General features: G+C 64.9%; 14 protein-coding genes, 1 tRNA gene and 1 pseudogene. 4 read left to right on the top strand and 12 right to left on the bottom strand.

Features of this window, described 5'->3' with window-relative positions; translation table 11 throughout:
* Nucleotides 1–47 precede the first annotated feature (47 nt).
* The 7 genes and pseudogenes from ACQ3DC_RS04695 to ACQ3DC_RS04665 all read right to left on the bottom strand — a co-directional run bounded on the left by ACQ3DC_RS04695 (nucleotide 48) and on the right by ACQ3DC_RS04665 (nucleotide 9,026).
* Nucleotides 48–1,022, bottom strand: a pseudogene (locus ACQ3DC_RS04695) (M48 family metallopeptidase).
* 67 nt (nucleotides 1,023–1,089) lie between these two features.
* Nucleotides 1,090–1,647 (bottom strand): hypothetical protein, encoded by a 558-nt coding sequence (locus ACQ3DC_RS04690; protein WP_323056701.1) that lies wholly within the window; start codon nucleotides 1,645–1,647, stop codon nucleotides 1,090–1,092.
* Between the two features lie 175 nt (nucleotides 1,648–1,822).
* Nucleotides 1,823–1,899, bottom strand: a tRNA-Pro gene (locus ACQ3DC_RS04685).
* A 104-nt stretch (nucleotides 1,900–2,003) separates the two neighbouring features.
* Entirely contained in the window at nucleotides 2,004–3,830 is a 1,827-nt protein-coding gene (locus tag ACQ3DC_RS04680; protein ID WP_430751660.1) for an ABC transporter ATP-binding protein, read from the bottom strand.
* Nucleotides 3,827–5,647: an ABC transporter ATP-binding protein gene (locus tag ACQ3DC_RS04675; protein WP_430751659.1), complete on the bottom strand. Its 1,821-nt coding sequence runs from the start codon at nucleotides 5,645–5,647 to the stop codon at nucleotides 3,827–3,829. Before ACQ3DC_RS04675 ends, ACQ3DC_RS04680 begins: the two co-directional genes overlap by 4 nt.
* Before the next feature lie 139 nt (nucleotides 5,648–5,786).
* On the bottom strand, nucleotides 5,787–6,734 hold the full coding sequence (locus tag ACQ3DC_RS04670; RefSeq protein WP_430751658.1) for a metallophosphoesterase: 948 nt from the start codon (nucleotides 6,732–6,734) through the stop codon (nucleotides 5,787–5,789).
* Nucleotides 6,735–6,740: 6 nt separating this feature from the next.
* Nucleotides 6,741–9,026 (bottom strand): transglycosylase domain-containing protein, encoded by a 2,286-nt coding sequence (locus ACQ3DC_RS04665; protein WP_157241101.1) that lies wholly within the window; start codon nucleotides 9,024–9,026, stop codon nucleotides 6,741–6,743.
* A gap of 37 nt (nucleotides 9,027–9,063) precedes the next feature.
* On the opposite strand from ACQ3DC_RS04665, the gene ACQ3DC_RS04660 reads away from it, so the two are divergent.
* The 3 genes from ACQ3DC_RS04660 to ACQ3DC_RS04650 are packed head-to-tail and all read left to right on the top strand — an operon-like array spanning nucleotide 9,064 to nucleotide 10,682.
* Nucleotides 9,064–9,219 carry a DUF4177 domain-containing protein gene (locus tag ACQ3DC_RS04660; protein WP_003797879.1) on the top strand — a complete coding sequence of 52 codons (156 nt, stop codon included), beginning with the start codon at nucleotides 9,064–9,066 and terminating at the stop codon, nucleotides 9,217–9,219.
* 1 nt (nucleotide 9,220) lies between these two features.
* Nucleotides 9,221–9,754 carry a RidA family protein gene (locus tag ACQ3DC_RS04655; RefSeq protein ID WP_321214401.1) on the top strand — a complete coding sequence of 178 codons (534 nt, stop codon included), beginning with the start codon at nucleotides 9,221–9,223 and terminating at the stop codon, nucleotides 9,752–9,754.
* Nucleotides 9,755–9,770: 16 nt separating this feature from the next.
* Nucleotides 9,771–10,682 carry an NUDIX hydrolase gene (locus ACQ3DC_RS04650; protein ID WP_323056704.1) on the top strand — a complete coding sequence of 304 codons (912 nt, stop codon included), beginning with the start codon at nucleotides 9,771–9,773 and terminating at the stop codon, nucleotides 10,680–10,682.
* A 190-nt stretch (nucleotides 10,683–10,872) separates the two neighbouring features.
* On the opposite strand, the gene ACQ3DC_RS04645 is transcribed toward ACQ3DC_RS04650, so the two are convergent.
* On the bottom strand, nucleotides 10,873–11,550 hold the full coding sequence (locus ACQ3DC_RS04645; protein ID WP_050684013.1) for a Crp/Fnr family transcriptional regulator: 678 nt from the start codon (nucleotides 11,548–11,550) through the stop codon (nucleotides 10,873–10,875).
* A gap of 251 nt (nucleotides 11,551–11,801) precedes the next feature.
* Here ACQ3DC_RS04645 and ACQ3DC_RS04640 point away from each other — a divergent pair, with 251 nt between their 5' ends.
* On the top strand, nucleotides 11,802–12,986 hold the full coding sequence (locus tag ACQ3DC_RS04640) for a MarP family serine protease (protein ID WP_157241106.1): 1,185 nt from the start codon (nucleotides 11,802–11,804) through the stop codon (nucleotides 12,984–12,986).
* Between the two features lie 3 nt (nucleotides 12,987–12,989).
* Here ACQ3DC_RS04640 and aroQ read toward each other — a convergent pair whose 3' ends face one another.
* From aroQ to ACQ3DC_RS04620, 4 genes are all read right to left on the bottom strand, one after another.
* Complete coding sequence (aroQ, locus tag ACQ3DC_RS04635; RefSeq protein ID WP_157241108.1) at nucleotides 12,990–13,451, bottom strand: type II 3-dehydroquinate dehydratase; 462 nt, start codon at nucleotides 13,449–13,451, stop codon at nucleotides 12,990–12,992.
* A 121-nt stretch (nucleotides 13,452–13,572) separates the two neighbouring features.
* Nucleotides 13,573–15,765: an alpha-galactosidase gene (locus ACQ3DC_RS04630; RefSeq protein ID WP_430751657.1), complete on the bottom strand. Its 2,193-nt coding sequence runs from the start codon at nucleotides 15,763–15,765 to the stop codon at nucleotides 13,573–13,575.
* Nucleotides 15,766–15,905: 140 nt separating this feature from the next.
* Nucleotides 15,906–17,246, bottom strand: coding sequence for an ABC transporter substrate-binding protein (locus ACQ3DC_RS04625; protein ID WP_157241112.1), 1,341 nt, complete (start codon nucleotides 17,244–17,246; stop codon nucleotides 15,906–15,908).
* A gap of 48 nt (nucleotides 17,247–17,294) precedes the next feature.
* Complete coding sequence (locus tag ACQ3DC_RS04620; RefSeq protein ID WP_323056707.1) at nucleotides 17,295–18,221, bottom strand: carbohydrate ABC transporter permease; 927 nt, start codon at nucleotides 18,219–18,221, stop codon at nucleotides 17,295–17,297.
* Between the last annotated feature and the right edge of the window lie 2 nt (nucleotides 18,222–18,223).

Genomic DNA, 18,223 nt, shown 5'->3' with positions numbered 1-18,223 from the left:
GTCCGCGTTTCCGCGTACTCCATGCGCTCAGGCATCACCAGGCCTCCTCACCAAGGGCGCACCGTTGAGCAAATCGCGTCGGCTGCGCCAATCGGGGGGTGCTTGTCCACCAGGCTGGTGAAGCGCTCGCCGTGGTTGCGCTCGAAGTAATGAGCCATTTCGTGGACCACGATGTACTCCAGACAGTCGGGGTGCTTCTTGACTAGCTCAACGTTAACCTACAGATGACGCGTCTCGCGGTTGCATGAACCCCATTTGGTCTTCATGCGGCGGATCGTCCATTTGGGCACTGACACTTCGAAGTTCTGTTCCCAGGTATCGACGAAGGTAGGAATGGCTTCGCGTAGTTGCTGTCGGTGCCATAGGTCGAGTGCAGCGCGGCGCTGTTCGGCCGTTGAATGGCTCGTCGTGTACAGCACAAGTCGTTCACCATCGATTTTGAAATGGGTGCGGCCCGGTCGTTCGACCACCTTCAGCCGATACCGCCGCCCCCAGATGTAGTGGGACTCACCGGTGACCATCTCACGTTCGGATTGACGAACAGCATCGCGAAGCTGCTGCCGCTGCTTCTTGATCCACGGCAATCGTTGTACCACTGCGAGTCTGACAGTGTCGTCATCCAGTCGCGTTGGCGCTGCCACGCGGACGCGGCCTAGGGGAGGGTAGACGGCGATATGCAGATTCTTGATGTTCTTATAGATGACATCGACATCGATGCCTGAAACCTTGAGATAGGCGCTAGCGGTACTCATTTCGGGCTTTACCAACTCAAAAAGTTCATCGAAGCGATCGAAGTCAGCCGGTAGGACGAGGCGGATGGCCCGGGCGACTTCCTCTTCTTTGAAGGTGTTGCCGACCCATTCATGCGGTTTGCTGGCATTGATGGCTGTATCAACTTGGATTGGTGTCGCAGGATCTGCCCAACCGAAGTCGACTATGGCTCGCTGTGCACCGTTTACCCCCCAAGCGGGGTAGATGGTGTCGGATTCCTTTGAACCGACCTTTTTTGCGTGTGTAATCAATTGCTCGAGGTACTTCTTGTAATCGAGAGCACCTTGTCGGCGTTGCTCGATGATCGCGTCAAGCAAGCTAGACATGTTCTCGTAGTACTTCGGGGTTCATCGCATTTTCATCGATGATGACTTTGCGGATGTTATTGGCGATGGTTTCGGCGACGGCCTCAGGGTCCTTCTTGATACCGCTGGGCAGCTTGTCGAGGGCGGCCGATCCCTGCTCAACAATGAGCTGCACAAGCCCGACATCCTGGAAGTCGGCGACCGCTTCGGAGGCATCGGCACGGATGTAGGTATCGAGTAGGAACCGCATGCCGGCTTCGTATTGCTTGAAGTCGACGTTCTCGCCAGCACCTAGCTTGACCTCGTCTCGAACGGCAACGTAATGGGCTACTTCCTTGGCGATTGACGATGTTTCATTTTCGTCGTACCCAGCTTCAGTCATGTCATTAGCGATGGCACCGTAGGTGCGCACTAGAGCCGCAACAGACTTGTAGAGCTCGACGCGCTTGGCTTCACCTTCTTCCTGCGATTCTTTGTCTATCAAGACGGTGCGGTTGGTGCTGATCTCAACGAACCGTTTGACGACATCTTCGCCGCCCAGACCGCCTTCCGCGCGTCCAAGACGCCGCATGCGGTACCTGGTCCAGGATCGTCCCAATCGTCCCAAATAGGGTCGTTCCCGGGCGATTCAGGCGTACTTGCCGCGCAATTCCGGGGAACCAAAAATGGCGCCGATTTCTCGACGCCATCTCTGTTTTTCAAACTAAAGTCGGTCTATTCAAACCATGGTTCGAATAAAGCGACTCTGGTCGGGATGACAGGATTTGAACCTGCGACCTCTTCGTCCCGAACGAAGCGCGCTACCAAGCTGCGCTACATCCCGATCCGCTGCAAAAGCAACTTTACAAGGATAGCCGATGCCGGGTCCCGATGCGAAATCCTCAGCCCGGACAGGAAGGCCGGCCGGGCAGGGGCAGGGGACCGGGATCAGACCAGCGAGTCCTTCCACGCTCCATGCAGGTCCGCAAAGCGTCCGCCGCCGCCAATGAGATCGGCCGGGCTGCCGTCCTCCACGATGCGGCCGTCCTGCACCACCAGCACCCTGTCCGCGGTTTCCACTGTGGACAGGCGGTGGGCGATGATCAGGGCCGTCCGGCTGGCCGCCTCCGTGCCCGCGAGGAGGCGGGCAAGGCCCTGCTGCACCAGCCGTTCGGAGGGAATGTCCAGCGAGGAGGTCGCCTCGTCCAGGATCAGTACTGCCGGGCGGGCCAGGAAAGCCCTGGCAAAGCTGATGAGCTGCCGCTGACCGGATGACACCCGCCCGCCGCGCTTGTTGACATCGGTGTCATAGCCCTCGGGAAGTTCCATGATGAAGTCGTGGGCGCCCACTGCCTTGGCTGCTTCCTCGATCTCGGAGCGTGAGGCTTCCGGGCGGCCCAATGCGATGTTGTCCGCCACCGAGCCGCTGAACAGGAACGCCTCTTGGGTGACCATGACAATGTTGCGGCGCAGGTCAGTGGTGCCGAGGCTCCGGAGGTCGATGCCGTCGAGCGTGATCGAACCCGACGTGACGTCGTAGAAACGGGCTATCAGCTTGGCCAGGGTGGATTTCCCTGCTCCCGTCTGGCCCACCAAGGCTACGGTTTGCCCAGCAGGGATGTGCAGGTTCAGGTTGGGGACGATGACAGGACCGTCTCCGTACCGGAATTCGACGTCCGTGAAGTCAATTGCACCCTTGGCGTCCTTCAGTGCGACGGGATTCTTCGGCGGCCGGACAGTAGGCACCTCCTCGAGGAGCCCCGAGACCTTTTCGAGCGCGGCCTGGGCACTCTGGAACGAGTTGTAGAACATGGCCATCTGGTCCACCGGCTGGAAGAACCGTTTGGTGGAGAGGATGAGTGCCAGGAGAACCCCGACTTCCAGGTCCCCGCCGAGGACGCGGAAGCCTCCGAAGAGCAGGACCACTGCCACGCACACGTTGCCGATCAGCACCAGCCCGGGCTGGAAGATGCCGTTCAGGTTGATGGAGCGCACGGTGACCCGCCGGTATTCCTCGGCGAGCCGGCTGTAAAGCCCGGAGTTTTCCTGCTCCTTCCGGAAGGCCTTGACTGCGCGGATGCCTGTCATGGTTTCCACGAAATGCACAATCAGCCGGGCGGAGACCACCCGCGATTCCCGGAAGACGATCTGGGAGTGTTTCTGGTACCAGCGGGCCAGGAGGAACATGGGAACGCCCGCGGCCAGCACCAGCAGCCCGCTCCGCCAGTCCAGTGCGAACACGGTGGCTGCAGTAAACACCATGAACAGCACGCCTGAGGCGAGCGAGCTGACCCCCGAGTCCAGGAGCTCCCGGAGGGCCTCCAGGTCCGACGTCTGCCGGGCTATGATCCGGCCGGAGGTGTACTTCTCGTGGAACTCCAGGCTCAGCCGCTGGGTGTGGCGGAACACCCGGAGGCGCAGGTCCAGCAGCATGGCCTGGCTCAGCCTGGCGGTGGACGTGACATACAAGGCCGTGAGCCCCGCCGTCGCAATGGCCGCGAGGAGGTAGGCGACGCCGGTGAGCACTAGGGGCGCGTTGTCCCCGGCCTGGAGGGCGGGAAGTGCGCGGTCGATGCCGTAGGCGATCAGCGCCGGGCCCGCCACGCGTGCCGCCTGGGACAGGACCACCATGGCGATGGTCAGCCAGAAGCGCAGGCGCACCGGCCGGATCAGTGACCGCAGCAGCGCCAGCGAGCGCCGTCGTACCGCCCTGCTGTCGCTCTTGCTGAGGTGGGCGTTGTCTTCGTTGGCGGTGCCGAATGTCGTGGCGCTCATCGGGTGGCCTCGGCTTCCTGGATATCGGCATCTTCCTCGAGGTCCGACAATTCCGAATCCAGGTCCCGGGGTTCCTGGTCCAGGCTGGCGATGACGTAACGGTAATGGTCGTTGCCTGCCAGCAGTTCCGTATGCGTTCCGACGGCGGCGATCCTGCCTTGTTCGAGCAGGGCCACCCGGTCCGCGAGGGCAACAGTGGATGGCCGGTGCGCGACGATCAGCGTGGTGGTGTCCTTCAGGACGGTCCGGAGCCGGTTCTCCACCAGCTCCTCCGTGTGGACGTCCAAGGCGGACAGCGGGTCATCCAGTACCAGCACCCGCGGCCGGGCGGCAATGGCGCGGGCCAGCGCAATCCGTTGGCGCTGCCCGCCGGACAGGCTGAGGCCCTCCTCGCCGATCAGCGTGTCCACGCCGTCCGGGAGGGAGTACGCGAAGTGGGCCTGCGCCACGTCCAGCGCCTCGTCCAGGGCCTCGTCGGTGCGCTCCGGTGCGCCGAGGAGAACGTTGTCGCGGACGGAGTTGGAGAACAGGGTGGTGTCCTCGAAGGCTACGCCCACGATGCGGCGGAGCTCCTCCACGTCGAAGTCGCGCAGGTCCACGCCGTCGATGCTGATGGAACCGCCGGTGACATCGTAGAGGCGGGGCACCAGCTGGATCAGGGCGCTCTTGCCGCTTCCTGTGATGCCCACCAGGGCCATGGTCTCACCGGGCCGGAGTTCCAGGTTGATGTCCTTGAGGATGGGCTTGTCCGGGGCGTCCTCGAAGGCGAAAGTGGCGTTGTTGAAACGGAGCGCGCCGGCGGGCTGGCGCGGGCTCCGCGGTTCCGGGGGACTGGTAATGGTGTTGGCAGTATCCATCACTTCGTAGTGGCGGTCGACGGCGGTCTTGGCGGTAAGTGCCATGGCCAGCAGCATGCCGGAAAATTCAACGGGTGTGGCAATGACCGCCGCGGTGGCGAAGAAGGCCACCAACGCGCCGATGCTCAGCTGCCCGGTGGAGCACAGCAGGATACCCACCACCAGGCCGGCGCCCAGGGCGAGTTCCGGCAGGAGCGTGACCACCAAGGTGAACGTGGCCTGATGGCGCGCCTTGGCGATTTCCGTCTGGCGGAGCTCTTCGGCCTGTAACTCGAAGGTTTCGAGTGCTTCCCGGCTGCGGCCAAAGGCCTTGAGCACGCGGATGCCGTGGACGGATTCCTCCACCGTGGTGGCCAGGTCGCCTGCCTGGTCCTGGCTGAGGCGTGCCACTTTGCTGAAGCGGGTCCGGAACCGGAAGCTGTACGCCATGATGGGCACGGCCGCGGCCAGGAAGATCAGGGCAAGCTGCCAGCTCATGGCGAACATGACGGCAATACCGATGATCACGGTGAGGGTGGTGACCACCAGCATGATGGCGCCGAACGCCATCCAGCGGCGCAGGAAGTTCAGGTCGGTCATGGCGCGGGACAGGAGCTGGCCGGAGCCCCAGCGGTCATGGAAGGAGACCGTCAGTTCCTGGAGATGGTCATAAAGGGAGACGCGCATCCGGGTCTCCACGGTGGTGGCCGGGTTGATGACGAACTGCCGGCGGAGCGCAACCAGGCCCGCTTCAGCGATGCCCAGAACCAGGATGATGCCGGCCGACATCCAGATCGCCTCAGTGTTGCCGCCCGGCTGCAGTGATTCGTTGACCAGGACCCTCAGGACCTGGGGGATGGCCAGGGCTACAACGCTGGCAAACAGCGCGCAGAGGAGTCCCAGCACGAGCCGCGGGATAATGGGCCGGACATGGGGGTAGAGACGACTGATCGACCGAAAAAATGGAGTTTGCCTGGCCATGCCCGCTTCTCAAGCTCTAAAACGAATGTAGTTTCCCGTAGCAACTACCCTATGCCATGGCGTGAGCCGATTCACAGGGTCGTGGTTCCGGAAAGAGCCTGGCCGGTTGTTACGAACGGCAATAGGCGCGCGTACCCGGTCAGGCGGGCGAAGTCAGGGTCAGTAGGACAGCTTCCGGACGGCAGGCGATCCTTACCGGGGCGAAGCGCGAGGTGCCGATGCCGCCCGACACGTTGACCGGCGTCGTGCGTCCATTGCTGCTCCAGTCATGCAGGCCTTTTGCCCGCCAGGTGGGAAGGTCGCAGTTGGCCACGAGGGCGCCGTAGCCCGGGATGCAAAGCTGCCCGCCATGGGTGTGGCCGGCGAGCAGGAGATCCGCGCCGTCCTCCGTGAAGTGGTCCAGCACCCGCTGGTAGGGCGCGTGGATGATGGCCACTTTGAGGTGGTCTGCGGCGTCCTGGTTCACGGTCCCGCGCGGCCATCCGGCGTACCGCTCGCGTTGCAGGTGGGGATCGTCCACTCCGGAGAAGTCGAAGCGCATGCCGTTCATGACCAGGGACTGGTGGCGGTTGGTCAGGTCCACCCAGCCGCCCATCCCGAAGCCTGAACGCAGCCGCGGCCAGTCAAGCGCCGTCGGCTTGGGCTTGGCCTTGGACGGTCCCAGCAGGTAGGAGGCGGGATTCTTCAGGCTCGGGGCGAAGTAGTCATTGGAGCCGGGGACAAAGACGCCGGGGAATTCCAGCAGCGGACGGAGCGCGGCCAGGAGGGGATCCACCGCTTTGGCGTGGCTGAGGTTGTCGCCGGTGTTCACTACCAGGTCCGGTTTGAGTTCGGCCAGTGACTGCAGCCACGCAGCCTTCTTTTTCTGGCCGGGAACGAAGTGGATGTCGCTCAGGTGCAGGATGCGGAAGGGGTTTTTCCCCGGGGGCAGGATGGCCAGGGTCTCTTCACGGAGGACAAACTGGTTTTTCTCCCACAGGCCGTACCCGAAGGCGGCCATCCCGGCGGCAGCCCCGGTTCCGGCGGTGACGGCAAAGCCGCGCCCGATGGTCCGGGCGCGGCTGGCCAACTCGCTGGATGAAATCATCGGCGGCTAGTTCTTCTTGTCGCTGTTGCCCGGTGCGGGTGCGGGGGCGGGCTGGGTGGCGGGTGCCGGGGCCGGTGCCTGGGTTGCCTGCGGTGCCGTCGTGGCGGGCGTGCGGGTGTTCGTGCCGCCGTTCAGGAGGTTGCTGGGCGGGGCCGGGAACGGATTGGTGCCGTAGGCCGGCGCGATCCGGGACATGAAGTTCGAGAACATCGGGCCGGCAATCATGTAACCGTCGATGCCGGGGTAGAACTTTCCGTTGACCGTGATGTTCTGGCCGGACCGGTCCTGGGCGCCGAGTGCGTCACCGAACCAGGCAGCCGTGGCCAGGCCGGTGGTGTGGCCCACCACCCACGTGGATCCGTTGTTGTTGGACGTACCGGTCTTGGCGCCGATCGGGAAGCTGGTGCGCGTTGAAATCCGGGGCTGGATCAGTGAGCCGGAGCCGCGGTTCAGGACTTCCTGGAGGGCGTAGTTCACGCCACGGGCAACGTCCGGCTTGATCGCGTCCCGGCAGCTGCTGGACTGTGCCGGGAGGGTGGCCCCGGTCTGGTCGGTCACCGCAGTGATGGCGATGGGTTCGCAATACTTGCCGTCGTTGGCGAACGTGGCGAAGGCGCTGGCCATGGTCAGCGGTGCCGTCTGGGTGGAACCGAGCAGGTTGCCCAGCGTGGACATGTTGATCTTCGGGTTAGGGTCTCCCTCCGCAGGGAGGCCGCCGTGAAGACCGGTGGCGTCCACGATCTTTTGGATTCCGCAGAAGTCAAGCTGCGCGGCCGACGCGAAGGTCACGGTGTTGATGGAGTTGTACAGGCCTTCGAGGACCGACAGGGGCCGGTACCACTGCGGTTCGGCGTTCTGCAGGTCGTCGGCGGCGCCGAGCGACTTCTCGGCAGTGTTGTAGGCGCCCGCGACCTTGCCGCAGGTGTTGCGCCACGGGAAGTTCAGCGGGTAGCGGCGCTGTGCTGCGTTGACCACGGTGTTCATGGACTTGCCCTCGTTGAGCCACTCCGCGAAGGTGAACGGCTTCATGGTGGAGCCGGGCTGGGCACCGCCAAGGCCGTTGAGGTCGTTGCCGTCCTTGTCCAGCTTGTCCACGTTGAAGTTCACCTGGGAATCGAAGGCGCCTTCCGCGGGCAGGAAGGAGGTGTTCTGGGCCATCGAGACGATCTTGCCCGAGTTGGGCTGCACCGAGACCATGGCCGCACCCCACTTGTCCGGGTTGGCGCCGGCGGAGGCGTTGACCTGCTCCTGCGCGACTGCCTGGGCGTTCGGGTCCAGCGTGGTGGTGATGGTCAGGCCGCCACCGTAGATGAGGCGCAGGCGCTCTTCGCGGTCCGCACCGTACGCCGGGTTGTTCTCCAGCAGGTGCAGCACGTAGTCGCAGAAGTAGGGAGCGGTGGACGCGTAGGCGCAGCCCTGCTTCGGCTGCGTGACCTTGGTCTCCACGGGGGTGGCCACCGCGGCGTCGTGCTCGGCCTGGGTGATCTTGCCCTGGTTCAGCATCAGGCCCAGTACCAGGTCGCGGCGCTGCTTGGCGTTCTCCGGGTTGTTGATGGGGTCAAACGCGGACGGGCTGTTGACGAGTCCGGCCAGCAACGCCGCCTGAGGGAGCGTGAGGTCCTTGGCGCTGGTGCTGAAGAAGAAGCGGGACGCGGCCTCGATGCCGTATGCGTCGCGGTTGAAGAAGACGATGTTTAGGTAGCCCTCAAGGATCTGCTCCTTGCTGAACTCCTTTTCCAGGGCGATGGCAAGCTTCATCTCGCGGAGCTTGTCGCCCACGCCCTTGTTGACACCGTTGAGCTTGATCTGGTCCTCGTTGCCCTCGGCGGCGAGGTTGGCGTTGAGGACGTTGTTTACGTACTGCTGCGTGATGGTGGACGCGCCCTGCTTGTTGCCGCGGGCGGTGCTGACCAGCGCGCGGAGGATGCCTGTGGTGTCCACGCCCCCGTGGTCATAGAAACGGCTGTCCTCGACGGCGATGACAGCTTTCTTAACGAAGGGCGAGATCTGGTCCAGGGCGACTTTGGTGCGGTTCTCGGTGTAGACGCTGGCGATCTCGCTTCCGTCCGCAGCCAGGATCCTGGTGGTCTGGTTGGGCGGGTCAACCTTCAGCTCGGCCGGAAGGGTGTCGAAGAACTCGATGGAACCGCTCGCTGCGCTGCCTGAAACGGCCGCTGCGGGAACCAGCAGGCCTGCTACCAGGACACCGCAAATAGCACTCACGCCAAGGAAAACGAGGATCTTACCGAGGGTGGTGGCAGTGTCGAATAATGGGTTCGTACGAGTCGCCATGTTTTCCACTTTACCGGCAAGGACTAGTCTTTCTCTCATGACCAAATGGGAGTACGCGACGATTCCGCTCATTATTCACGCCACCAAGCAGATCCTGGACCAGTGGGGAGACGACGGCTGGGAGCTGGTGCAGGTGGTCCCCGGACCGGACGGAAACGGCCTGGTGGCCTACCTCAAGAGGGAGAAGCAGTAGCATGGGCACCTCCGCAGAGGCCACGCCCGGCGCAGCAGCGGCGCCTGTTTCGGCTGTTGAGCAGCGGCTCGCAGACCTTGGGCTCACTCTTCCCGAGGTCGCTCCGCCTGTGGCCGCCTATGTCCCCGCCGTGATTTCCGGCAGCCACGTGTACACCTCGGGACAGCTGCCGTTCATTAACGGCAAACTCCCGGCAACCGGCAAAGTGTCGGCCGGAACCGAAGGCTACGCTGACGAGCCCACGGTGTCCCCCGAAGACGCCCAGCGGTTCGCGGCCATCTGCGCCGTCAACGCCCTGGCAGCCGTCAAGAGCGTCATTGGTGACCTTGACCGGATCACCCGCATCGTCAAGGTTGTGGGCTTCGTCTCGTCCGATCCGTCCTTCACAGGACAGCCTGGTGTCATCAACGGCGCGTCGGAACTGCTGGGGCGCGTCCTCGGTGACGCGGGCCAGCACGCCCGTTCCGCCGTCGGCGTCTCCGTGTTGCCGCTCGATTCTCCTGTTGAGGTCGAACTCATAGCGGAATTCAGCTAGGACCGGTAGGTTTCCCTTGCCTCAGCTAGCTCGACGGCTCTTTGCTCTTCCCCAGGACCTTGAAGGGGCCGCCCAGAGCTGGCTCGAACACGGCGAACGGACGCCCCGCGCGGCGCGCCTTGCGTCCTCGGTGGTCCTCCTGCGCGATTCCCCCACAGGCCTGGAAACCTGGCTGGCCTACCGGCCGGGGTCCTCGCCGTTGGGCGTCCTCGCTTTCCCCGGCGGATCGCTGGACGCCGCCGACGACGATCCCGTGGGCTGGCTCGGCCCCCCGCCCCAGCATTGGGCTGAGCAGATGGGAACGGACGACGTCGGGCTGGCGCGGCGCCACGTGCTGGGCGCCATCCGCGAGCTCTTCGAGGAAACCGGGGTGCTGCTGGCCGGCCCGGACATGGCCAGTACGGTGGAAGCGACGTCGACCCCGGAGTGGATGCGCGCCCGCATTGCCGTGGCTGAGCAGGAGAAGACCTTCCCGGAGATCCTGGCAAAGCGGGGACTGTCCGTCCGGGCGGACCTGCTGAAGTCACTGGTGAACTGGCGCAGTCCGGACTTCGCGCACCGTCGGTTCGACACCCGCTACTTCGCCGCCACCGTGCCCCTGAACCAGCAGCCCACCCTGCTGGACGGGAAGGGCGTCTGGGGGCGCTGGGTCAATGCTGCCGACGTGATCGCCGAGCGCGATACCACCGCCCTGGGCGACGAGGTTGGCCAGGAGAATACAGTGGGCCGCACCTTGGGTGAGCTCCTGGTCCCCGGCTCTGAAATCATGCTCGAAAAGATGGCCATGGCCAACGGCTGCATCGCCTACCTGAGCTACAAGCGCAAGGCCCACGTGTACCAGCCGGTCCTGGTTGAAGAGGACGGCAAGCTCATGCTCGAGGTCGAGGCCGCCAAGACAACCCCGGACGATCCCCAGCGCGAACGGTAGGTCCGCGGCGGGGCTCTGGTCCGGTTGGCGGGCGCCCGCCCACGTGAAACGCTCTCTCACTTGATGCTGGTTTTCCACCGACGCTCTATCGCTTTCCTTAGGAAAGTGATAGAGCGTCGGCCGTTTTAGCGCATCAAGTGAGAGAGCGTTCGCGGGGAAACAAGGGCCCGGGGCCTGAGGCGGCGGGTTGCTAGCGGGAGCGCTGGCGGAGGCGCTGCATGTCCAAAATGACGACGGCGCGGGCTTCCAGCCGGAGCCAGCCGCGCTGGACGAATTCGGCGAGGGCCTTGTTGACGGTTTCGCGGGATGCGCCGACGAGCTGGGCGAGCTCTTCCTGGGTGAGCTCGTGGGCTACCAGGACACCGTCCGTCGCCGGCCGCCCGAAGCGGTCTGCCAGGTCAAGCAGCGCCTTGGCAACGCGGCCCGGAACGTCGGAGAACACGAGGTCGGACAGCGAATCATTGGTGCGGCGCAGGCGGCGGGCCAGGGCCTGCAGCAGCTGCGCGGAGACCTCGGGACGGGTGCGGAGCAGTGTGTTCAAGCTCTCGTTCCGGAGGCCGGCAAGCCGGGTCTCGGAGACGGCGGTTGCCGTCGCGGTCCGCGGGCTGGGATCGAAGAGGGCCATTTCGCCGAAGAGTTCACCCGGGCCCAGGATGGCCAGGAGGGATTCACGGCCATCGGGAGAGGTCCGGCCGAGCTTCACCTTGCCGGAGACGATGAAGTACAGCTGGTCGCCTTGGTCGCCTTCACGGAACACCGAAGCGCCGCGGGACAGGTCCACCTCGGTGAGCTCGTCCGTCAGCAGACGGAATGCGTCGTCGTCGAGCGTGGCGAAAAGGGGTGCTCGGCGCAGTACCTCGATGTCCATGAAATCTCCTGAATAAAAGTGTCGGCTGTGGCGCTTGTGCCATTGTTTCAGAATTTTCAAGGTTCTGTGACGAACTTGGCAGGCAAAACGCCCCGATGCAGGGCTCCAACGGCCGGTCGGGACCTAATTCGGGCGGCCGTGAAGGCGGCGGGCAGCGGGACTCCACACGGCCCGCAGGGCGGGGAGCTGTCCAGAATATTGTCAGCATCCAACATTAGAATGAAGGTTCAACTGCTTAATAAGGAGCCTCATTGGTCGGCTTGACTGTCTTGGACCTGGTCCTGATCCTGGCGCTGCTGTCCTATCTGGTTTACGGCCTGCGCAATGGTTTCCTGGTGACAGTCGGCGGCATTGCGGGATTCGCTGCCGGAGCAGTGGCAGCCTTTTTTGCAGTCCCCCTGGTGAGCGGCTTTGTCCAGGACTCCGGATGGAGGCTGACCGCCATCGTGGCAGCCGCCGTCGTCCTGGTGGTCCTGGGGCACGGCCTGGGGACGATGGCAGGCCGGCAAATCCGCGGCGCCGTGCGGATCCGGCCCTTGCGTGCGGTGGACCGCCTGGTGGGCGGGGCCGTGAACGTGGTGGTATCCGCGCTGGTGATGTCCATGCTGGCCTTCAGCATCGGCTCCCTGGGCGTGCCGCTGGTGTCCCAGCAGTTGGCCGAATCCAAGGTCATCCGCTTTATCGACGGCCTGACCCCGGACCCCGTCAAAGCAACCATGGCGCAGCTTCGCTCCACGGTGATCGGCAACGGCATCCCTACCCTGCTCGAGGGACTGGAACAGGGCCCGGCAGTGCCGGTACCGAACGCCAGCACCGATACGCCGGCCCTGAACCGTGCCGCCGATTCCGTGCTCAGGATCGCGGGGACCGCCTACCAGTGCGGCCAGAACCAGACAGGCACCGGGTTCGTGGTCTCTGCGGACCGTGTGATCACCAACGCGCATGTCGTGGCGGGCGTGTCGGAGCCGGTGGTGGAACTGCCTGACGGCGGGGCGATGCCCGGGCGCGTCGTCTACTTCGACACCAAGCACGACCTCGCGGTGCTGGCCGTGGACAACCTCCCCGCGGATGCGCTGGCGCTTAGCCCCGACCTGCCCAACGGCAGCCCCGCCGCTTTTGCCGGCTACCCCCACGGCGGACCGTTCCAGTCCAAGCCGGCCACGGTCCAGGACATCACCACCGTGATGGTGCCGGACATCTACGGCAACAATGCCTCCCCTGAGGAGATCTACCGCCTGGCCGGCGACGTGCAGCCCGGGAACTCCGGCGGGCCGCTGCTGACCATGGAGGGGGATGTGGCAGGGGTGATTTTCGCCAAGGCGACCGCAGACACGGAAATGGGATTCGCCATCACCATGGATGACCTCAACCCGGTGGCCTCTCAGGCGGCGTCGTTGAGCGCCCCGGTTTCCTCCGGGCAGTGCATCCAGAAGTAGCGGTTAGAGGACCTCTGCGAGGTAGTCAATCGCCAGCCGGTACCCCACAACGCCTGCGCCCACGATGACCGCCGAGCAGACGGGGGACAGGAACGAGTGGTGCCGGAACTCTTCCCGCTGGTGCACATTGGTGATGTGGACCTCGACGGCGGGCAGCTGCACGGCAGCGAGGGCGTCACGGAGAGCCACTGAGGTGTGGGTGAACGCCCCCGCGTTGATGACGATGCCCGCGGCGTTGCTCCGGGCGGCGTGGATGACGTCGAGCAGGACGCCTTCGTGGTTGGACTGGACGCATTCGACCGTAAAACCGTGGGCCTCGGCGGCTGCGGCCGCCAGCTGCTCCACATCCGCCAGGGTGGACGTGCCATACTTTTCCGGCTCCCGGGTTCCCAGCAGGTTCAGGTTGGGCCCGTTGATTACCAGAATGGTGCGGCGGGCGGCAGGGTCGGTGGAGGCTTCAGTCATGAATGACAATCTATCGGCTGGCTTCGGGTGCCGCGCATTCTTACGCCGGCACCCCCATCGATCGCTCCGTAAATGCCGTTTTGAAGCGTGAAAACGACGTTTACGGAGCAATCGACGGTCATTAGAGTGCGGTGAACCGCACGAGCAGCCCGTGCTCGGGGTTGAGGTTGGGCATGGGCAGGCCCACCTCGGCGAAGAAGCGTCCGGTTGCCTCCGCCCCGTCCGCCAGCCAGGCCGGCGGCTGCACCTGGGTGTAGGTGTGGCCGTAGTCGGGGTCATCCGGAGTGGGGAAGATTGCCTCCGCGCGGTAGCTGCGCTCAGGGTCCAGCCCCGGGATGCCCAGCCGGCCCGGTACCTCGGCGGCGGAGGTGCGCGTGCTCACCAGGGCGAACAGGGCCGCCGTCGTGCCTTCAGCCGCAGGGGCCCCGGTGACGACGCCGTGCAGCAGCAGGGCATCGCCGGCAACGTCCGCGTGGACGCGGCGGCCGCTGTGGATCAGCGCGCGGTGTTCCTTGAACAGGGCGATGAAGCGCTTGAGCTCCTCACGCTCAGCCCCGGTGACCTGCCGGACATCCCACTCCATGCCGAAGTGGCCGAACAGCGCGGAAATGGCCCGGAAGGAGAGATCGTGCGTGCGGGCGGTGGTGTGCGAGGTGGTGGGGCCGATGTGGCTGCCCACCAGTTCCGGCGGGACCACCGCGCCCGTCCAGCGCTGGATGGTCTGCCGCTCCAGCGCATCGTTGCAGTCGGACCCCCAGATCCGGTCCGTCCGCTCCAGGATGCCCAGGTCCACGCGTGCCCCGCCGGAGGAGCAGGATTCAATTTCGACGCCGGGGTGCGCCTTCCGGAGCTCGTCGAACAGCCGGTAGGCGGCCAGGGTCTGCTCGTGGACGGAGGAGCGGCCGGCATGGCCGTGCTCCGTGAGGTCCCGGTTCTGGTCCCACTTCAGGTAGCTGATGTTGTTCTCGCGCAGGAGAGCATCGATGCGGCTGAAGATGTACTGCCAGGCTTCAGGATTCACCAGGTCGATGATGTGCTGGTTGCGCCATTCCAGGGGAAGCCGTCCGCCGTCCTTGTGCTGGACGGCGGACGGGCCAACGATCCAGTCAGGATGTGCCCGGGCGATGTCCGAATCGAGGTTGACCATTTCCGGCTCCACCCACAGCCCGAACTCCATGCCGCGCGAGGTGACCGCCTCAATGAGCGGCGTCAGCCCCCTGGGCCACAGGCTTTCATCCACGTACCAGTCGCCGAGGCCGGCGTGGTCGTCGCGGCGGCCGCGGAACCAGCCGTCGTCGAGCACGAAGCGCTCCACGCCAAGATCGGCCGCGGACTCGGCCAGCTCAATCAGCGTGTCCAGGTTGTGGTCAAAGTAGACGGCCTCCCAGGTGTTGAGCACCACCGGGCGCGGCTTGCCAGCGGGCCGGCCTGTAGAAGCGGCGGGCAGCACGTGGTGCGGACGGGACCGGAACCAGCTGTAGAAGGCTTCGGTGATCCCGTCCAGTCCCTTGTCCGAATAGGCGGCGAACAGCGCGGGCGTTGTGTAGCTGCCGCCGGCTTCAAGGATGACTTCGGCAGGCCCCAGGAGCTCTGAACCGCCGATCATGGTGCGGCCATCACCGATGGTGTCGGCGAACTGCTCGTGGTTGCCGCTCCAGGCCAGGTGCGTGGCCCAGACTTTCCCGTGCCGGTTGCCGAAACCGGCGGTGCCGGCGGCGAACAGCAGGGAGGAATCATGGCCGGTGCGGCCGTGCCGGCCCGTCCGGACCCAGGTCCCCTGCTGGATGGCCCGGCGCTGCGGGTGGCGCTCGCGGCACCAGCGGCCGGTGAGGTCGAGGAGCTCGACGGCGTCAGGCGCCACGGGGAGGACGGTCGCCAGTTCGTCGAGCTGGTAGGGGGTGGTGCCGTCATTGGTGACGGTGTGCCGCAGTTCCAGCAGGCCGCCGTCGTGCAGGGCCAGGGTGGATTCCACCGTGAGGCCGGCATCCGGGTCCGACTGGACGATGACGGCGGAACCGCCGTTGGCGCTGGCTGTGGCAACGCGGAGGCGGGCCGAGAAATCCAGCCCGGAGACGCCGTCGGCCATTCGGGAACCGCGCAGGGCGGCCCTGCCGCGCCACGACGACGAAGCCTGGGGGAGGAGGCCCGCCGGAACGCGCGCATCGATGGCGGAGTGCGGGACCGGGGCTGTGAGGATGGCGAGATCCGGCAAGATGGTGCCCAGGTCCGCGCCCCAATGGATGACCTCGGCCTCTCCGCTGTCGAAGCTGATCACCAGGCTGGTGCCGGCGGAACGGAGGTGGAGGGGGTCCATAGAGATCTCTTTCGGTTTTGTGGGGCGATGCAAAACAGGGTGGTGGATGCCGCCGCCGCGAGGAGGGGACGGCGGCATCCAGCCGGGTGGCTGCGACCACATACGCAGCCACGGATTGGGGGCGTTGCCGAAGCAGGGGCCTACTTGAAGAGGGCGTTGACCTGTTCGTTGGCCTGGGTCAGGGAGCTCGCCGGCGCCTTGCCGGAAACCACCGCGTCCATGGCGGGTTCCATGATGCCCTTGACCTTGGCAGTGTTGTCCGTGATCGGGTACAGGAAGGTGGTCTTGTTCCTGACGTGCTCGGTGAAGGCGGTGACGTCCACGCCCTTGGCCTTGAAGGCCTCCGACGCCTTCTCGGACGAGGCCTTCAGGGCCGGGAAGACAACAGCCTTGGACGCGACGACGTCCTGGCAGTCAGCCGAGGCGAGGTACTCCACCCACTTGATGGACGCGTCCTTCTTCTTGGTACCCGCCCAGATGGAATCTGCCAGGCCGTTGAACATGGAGGCGCGCTTGCCTTCGGGGCCCACCGGGGTAGGCGCGATGCCCACCTCGACGCCCTTGTAGCCGGTGTACTGGCCGATCATCCACGAGCCGTGGGCGTTGATGGCGGACTTGCCCGCTGCGAAAGTGTCAGCCATGGCCGCACCGACGGTGGTCTCCAGCTTGGGCATGTAGCCCTTGTCGGCCAGCCCGGAGAACCAGTCCATGCTCGCCTGGAACTTGGGGTCGTCGTAGTTGTAGCGGGTGCCCCACGGGTTTTTGTCCGTGTGGGACCAGCCGGTGGTGTTGGTGAGGTAGCTCCACTCGGTCTGGCCCGAGGAGTCGCCGCCGCCGTTCAGGCCCAGCCCGTAGACCTGGACGTTGTTCTTGTCGAAACCTGGCTCGTCGCCTCGTTTCCCGCTCTTGTCCACGGTGAGGTGCGCGATGACCTTTTCATAGGTGCCGCCGTCCTCCGGGTTCCAGGTGAGGTCCTTCATCTGCTCCTCGGTGATACCCGCGCTGGCGAGCATGGCCTTGTTGTAGAAGAGGCCGATGGTGTCCCAGTCCTTGGGCAGGCCGTAGCGCTTGCCGTCCTGGCCCACCCAGAGATCGGCGAGGCCTTCGTTGTAGGCGGTCAGGTCGATGTTGTCCTTCTTGACGGCGTCGTCGATGGCCAGCAGCTGCTTGTTTTCTGCCAGTTCGCCGTAGCGTCCCAGGTGGTTGGTGAACACGTCCGGGGCGGTGCCGCCAACAAAGCCGTTGGTGAGGGTGCTCCAGTAGTCATCCCAGCCGCGCTGGGTGATCTTCACCTTGATGTCCGGGTTGGCCTTGGTGAAGTCATCGGCGCACTGCTGGTAGGCGGGGAGCTGGTTGGCGTCCCAGAGCCAGTAGCTGATCTCGCCCTTGGCTGATTCAGCCGAGGAGGAGGATCCGCTGCAGGCGGAGAGGGAGAGCGCCACAGCGGCGGCAACGGCAACGGCGCCGAGGGATTTCTTCATGGTTCTACTTTCCTTTTGGGGATGGGAGGGAGGCGGTGAATGAGGTTCTTATTTGATGCCGGAGAAGCCGATGGAATTGACGATCTTCTTGCCGAAGGCGGCGAAGAGGACCAGCACCGGCAGGGCCGAGATGAGGGTCGCCGCCATCAGGCCGGACCAGTCCGGTGCGCCCTGGGGTGACTGGGACTTGAAGACGCCGAGCCCCACCTGCAGGACGCGGACATCGTCCTGCGACCCCACCAGCAGGGGCCAGAAATATTCGTTCCACTGGCCGATGAAGGTGAGCAGCGCCAGGGTGGCGATCGGGGCGGCGGCGTTGGGAAGCACAATCTGGAAGAAGATGCGCAGGTGCTTGGCGCCGTCGAGCATGGCCGCCTCCTCCACCTCCCGGGACATGTTCAGGAAAAACTGCCGGAGGAAGAAAATGGCGAACGGCGTCATGAAGATGTACGGGAGGACCATGCCGAGCATGGTGTTGAGCAGGTCCAGGTTCTTGATCAGCAGGAAGTTGGGCAGCGCGGTGAAGATCGGCGGGACCAGCATGGTCCCCAGGAAGAGGCTGAAGACCGCATTCCGGCCCTTCCAGCGCAGCCGGGCAAAGGCGTAGGCGGCCATCGCGCTGAAGAACACGGCGCCTGCCGTAGTGATGGAGGAAAAGATGATCGAGTTCCGCAGGTAGAGCCAGAAGCTGATGGCTGCACCGGAACCGCCCTCTGCGACGGCGTCGGCCGGGCTCTGCAGGCCGAAGACCCGCAGGAACGCACCGAAGCTGAACTCAGCGGGAAGGAGGCTGGTTGCGTTGGCGGCAAGCGCGTTGTTGGTGGACAGCGCCGTGCGCAGGACCCAGAAGAACGGGAGGACGGAGACGGCGATGGCGAGGACAATGAGGGCCCAGGCGCCTGCGCGGCGGGCGTTGAACGGACGACGGCGGCGGGCTGGCGCCGGCAGCGTTGCGCGGCTGGTGGTGGTGGTCATGC

Source organism: Paenarthrobacter sp. NEAU-H11, assembly GCF_050573415.1.
In the GTDB taxonomy this organism is placed as follows: Bacteria; Actinomycetota; Actinomycetes; order Actinomycetales; family Micrococcaceae; genus Arthrobacter.
The sequence above is the reverse complement of the archived record's forward strand: the minus strand, read 5'-3'. Positions and strand labels throughout refer to the sequence as shown.

Bases quoted from the DNA above. Each gene is read 5' to 3' on its own strand.
- ACQ3DC_RS04690 (WP_323056701.1), bottom strand. From the start codon at position 1,647: ATGCGGCGTCTTGGACGCGCGGAAGGCGGTCTGGGCGGCGAAGATGTC.
- ACQ3DC_RS04680 (WP_430751660.1), bottom strand. From the start codon at position 3,830: ATGAGCGCCACGACATTCGGCACCGCCAACGAAGACAACGCCCACCTC.
- ACQ3DC_RS04675 (WP_430751659.1), bottom strand. From the start codon at position 5,647: ATGGCCAGGCAAACTCCATTTTTTCGGTCGATCAGTCGTCTCTACCCC.
- ACQ3DC_RS04670 (WP_430751658.1), bottom strand. From the start codon at position 6,734: ATGATTTCATCCAGCGAGTTGGCCAGCCGCGCCCGGACCATCGGGCGC.
- ACQ3DC_RS04665 (WP_157241101.1), bottom strand. From the start codon at position 9,026: ATGGCGACTCGTACGAACCCATTATTCGACACTGCCACCACCCTCGGT.
- ACQ3DC_RS04660 (WP_003797879.1), top strand. From the start codon at position 9,064: ATGACCAAATGGGAGTACGCGACGATTCCGCTCATTATTCACGCCACC.
- ACQ3DC_RS04655 (WP_321214401.1), top strand. From the start codon at position 9,221: ATGGGCACCTCCGCAGAGGCCACGCCCGGCGCAGCAGCGGCGCCTGTT.
- ACQ3DC_RS04645 (WP_050684013.1), bottom strand. From the start codon at position 11,550: ATGGACATCGAGGTACTGCGCCGAGCACCCCTTTTCGCCACGCTCGAC.
- aroQ (WP_157241108.1), bottom strand. From the start codon at position 13,451: ATGACTGAAGCCTCCACCGACCCTGCCGCCCGCCGCACCATTCTGGTA.
- ACQ3DC_RS04630 (WP_430751657.1), bottom strand. From the start codon at position 15,765: ATGGACCCCCTCCACCTCCGTTCCGCCGGCACCAGCCTGGTGATCAGC.
- ACQ3DC_RS04625 (WP_157241112.1), bottom strand. From the start codon at position 17,246: ATGAAGAAATCCCTCGGCGCCGTTGCCGTTGCCGCCGCTGTGGCGCTC.
- ACQ3DC_RS04620 (WP_323056707.1), bottom strand. From the start codon at position 18,221: ATGACCACCACCACCAGCCGCGCAACGCTGCCGGCGCCAGCCCGCCGC.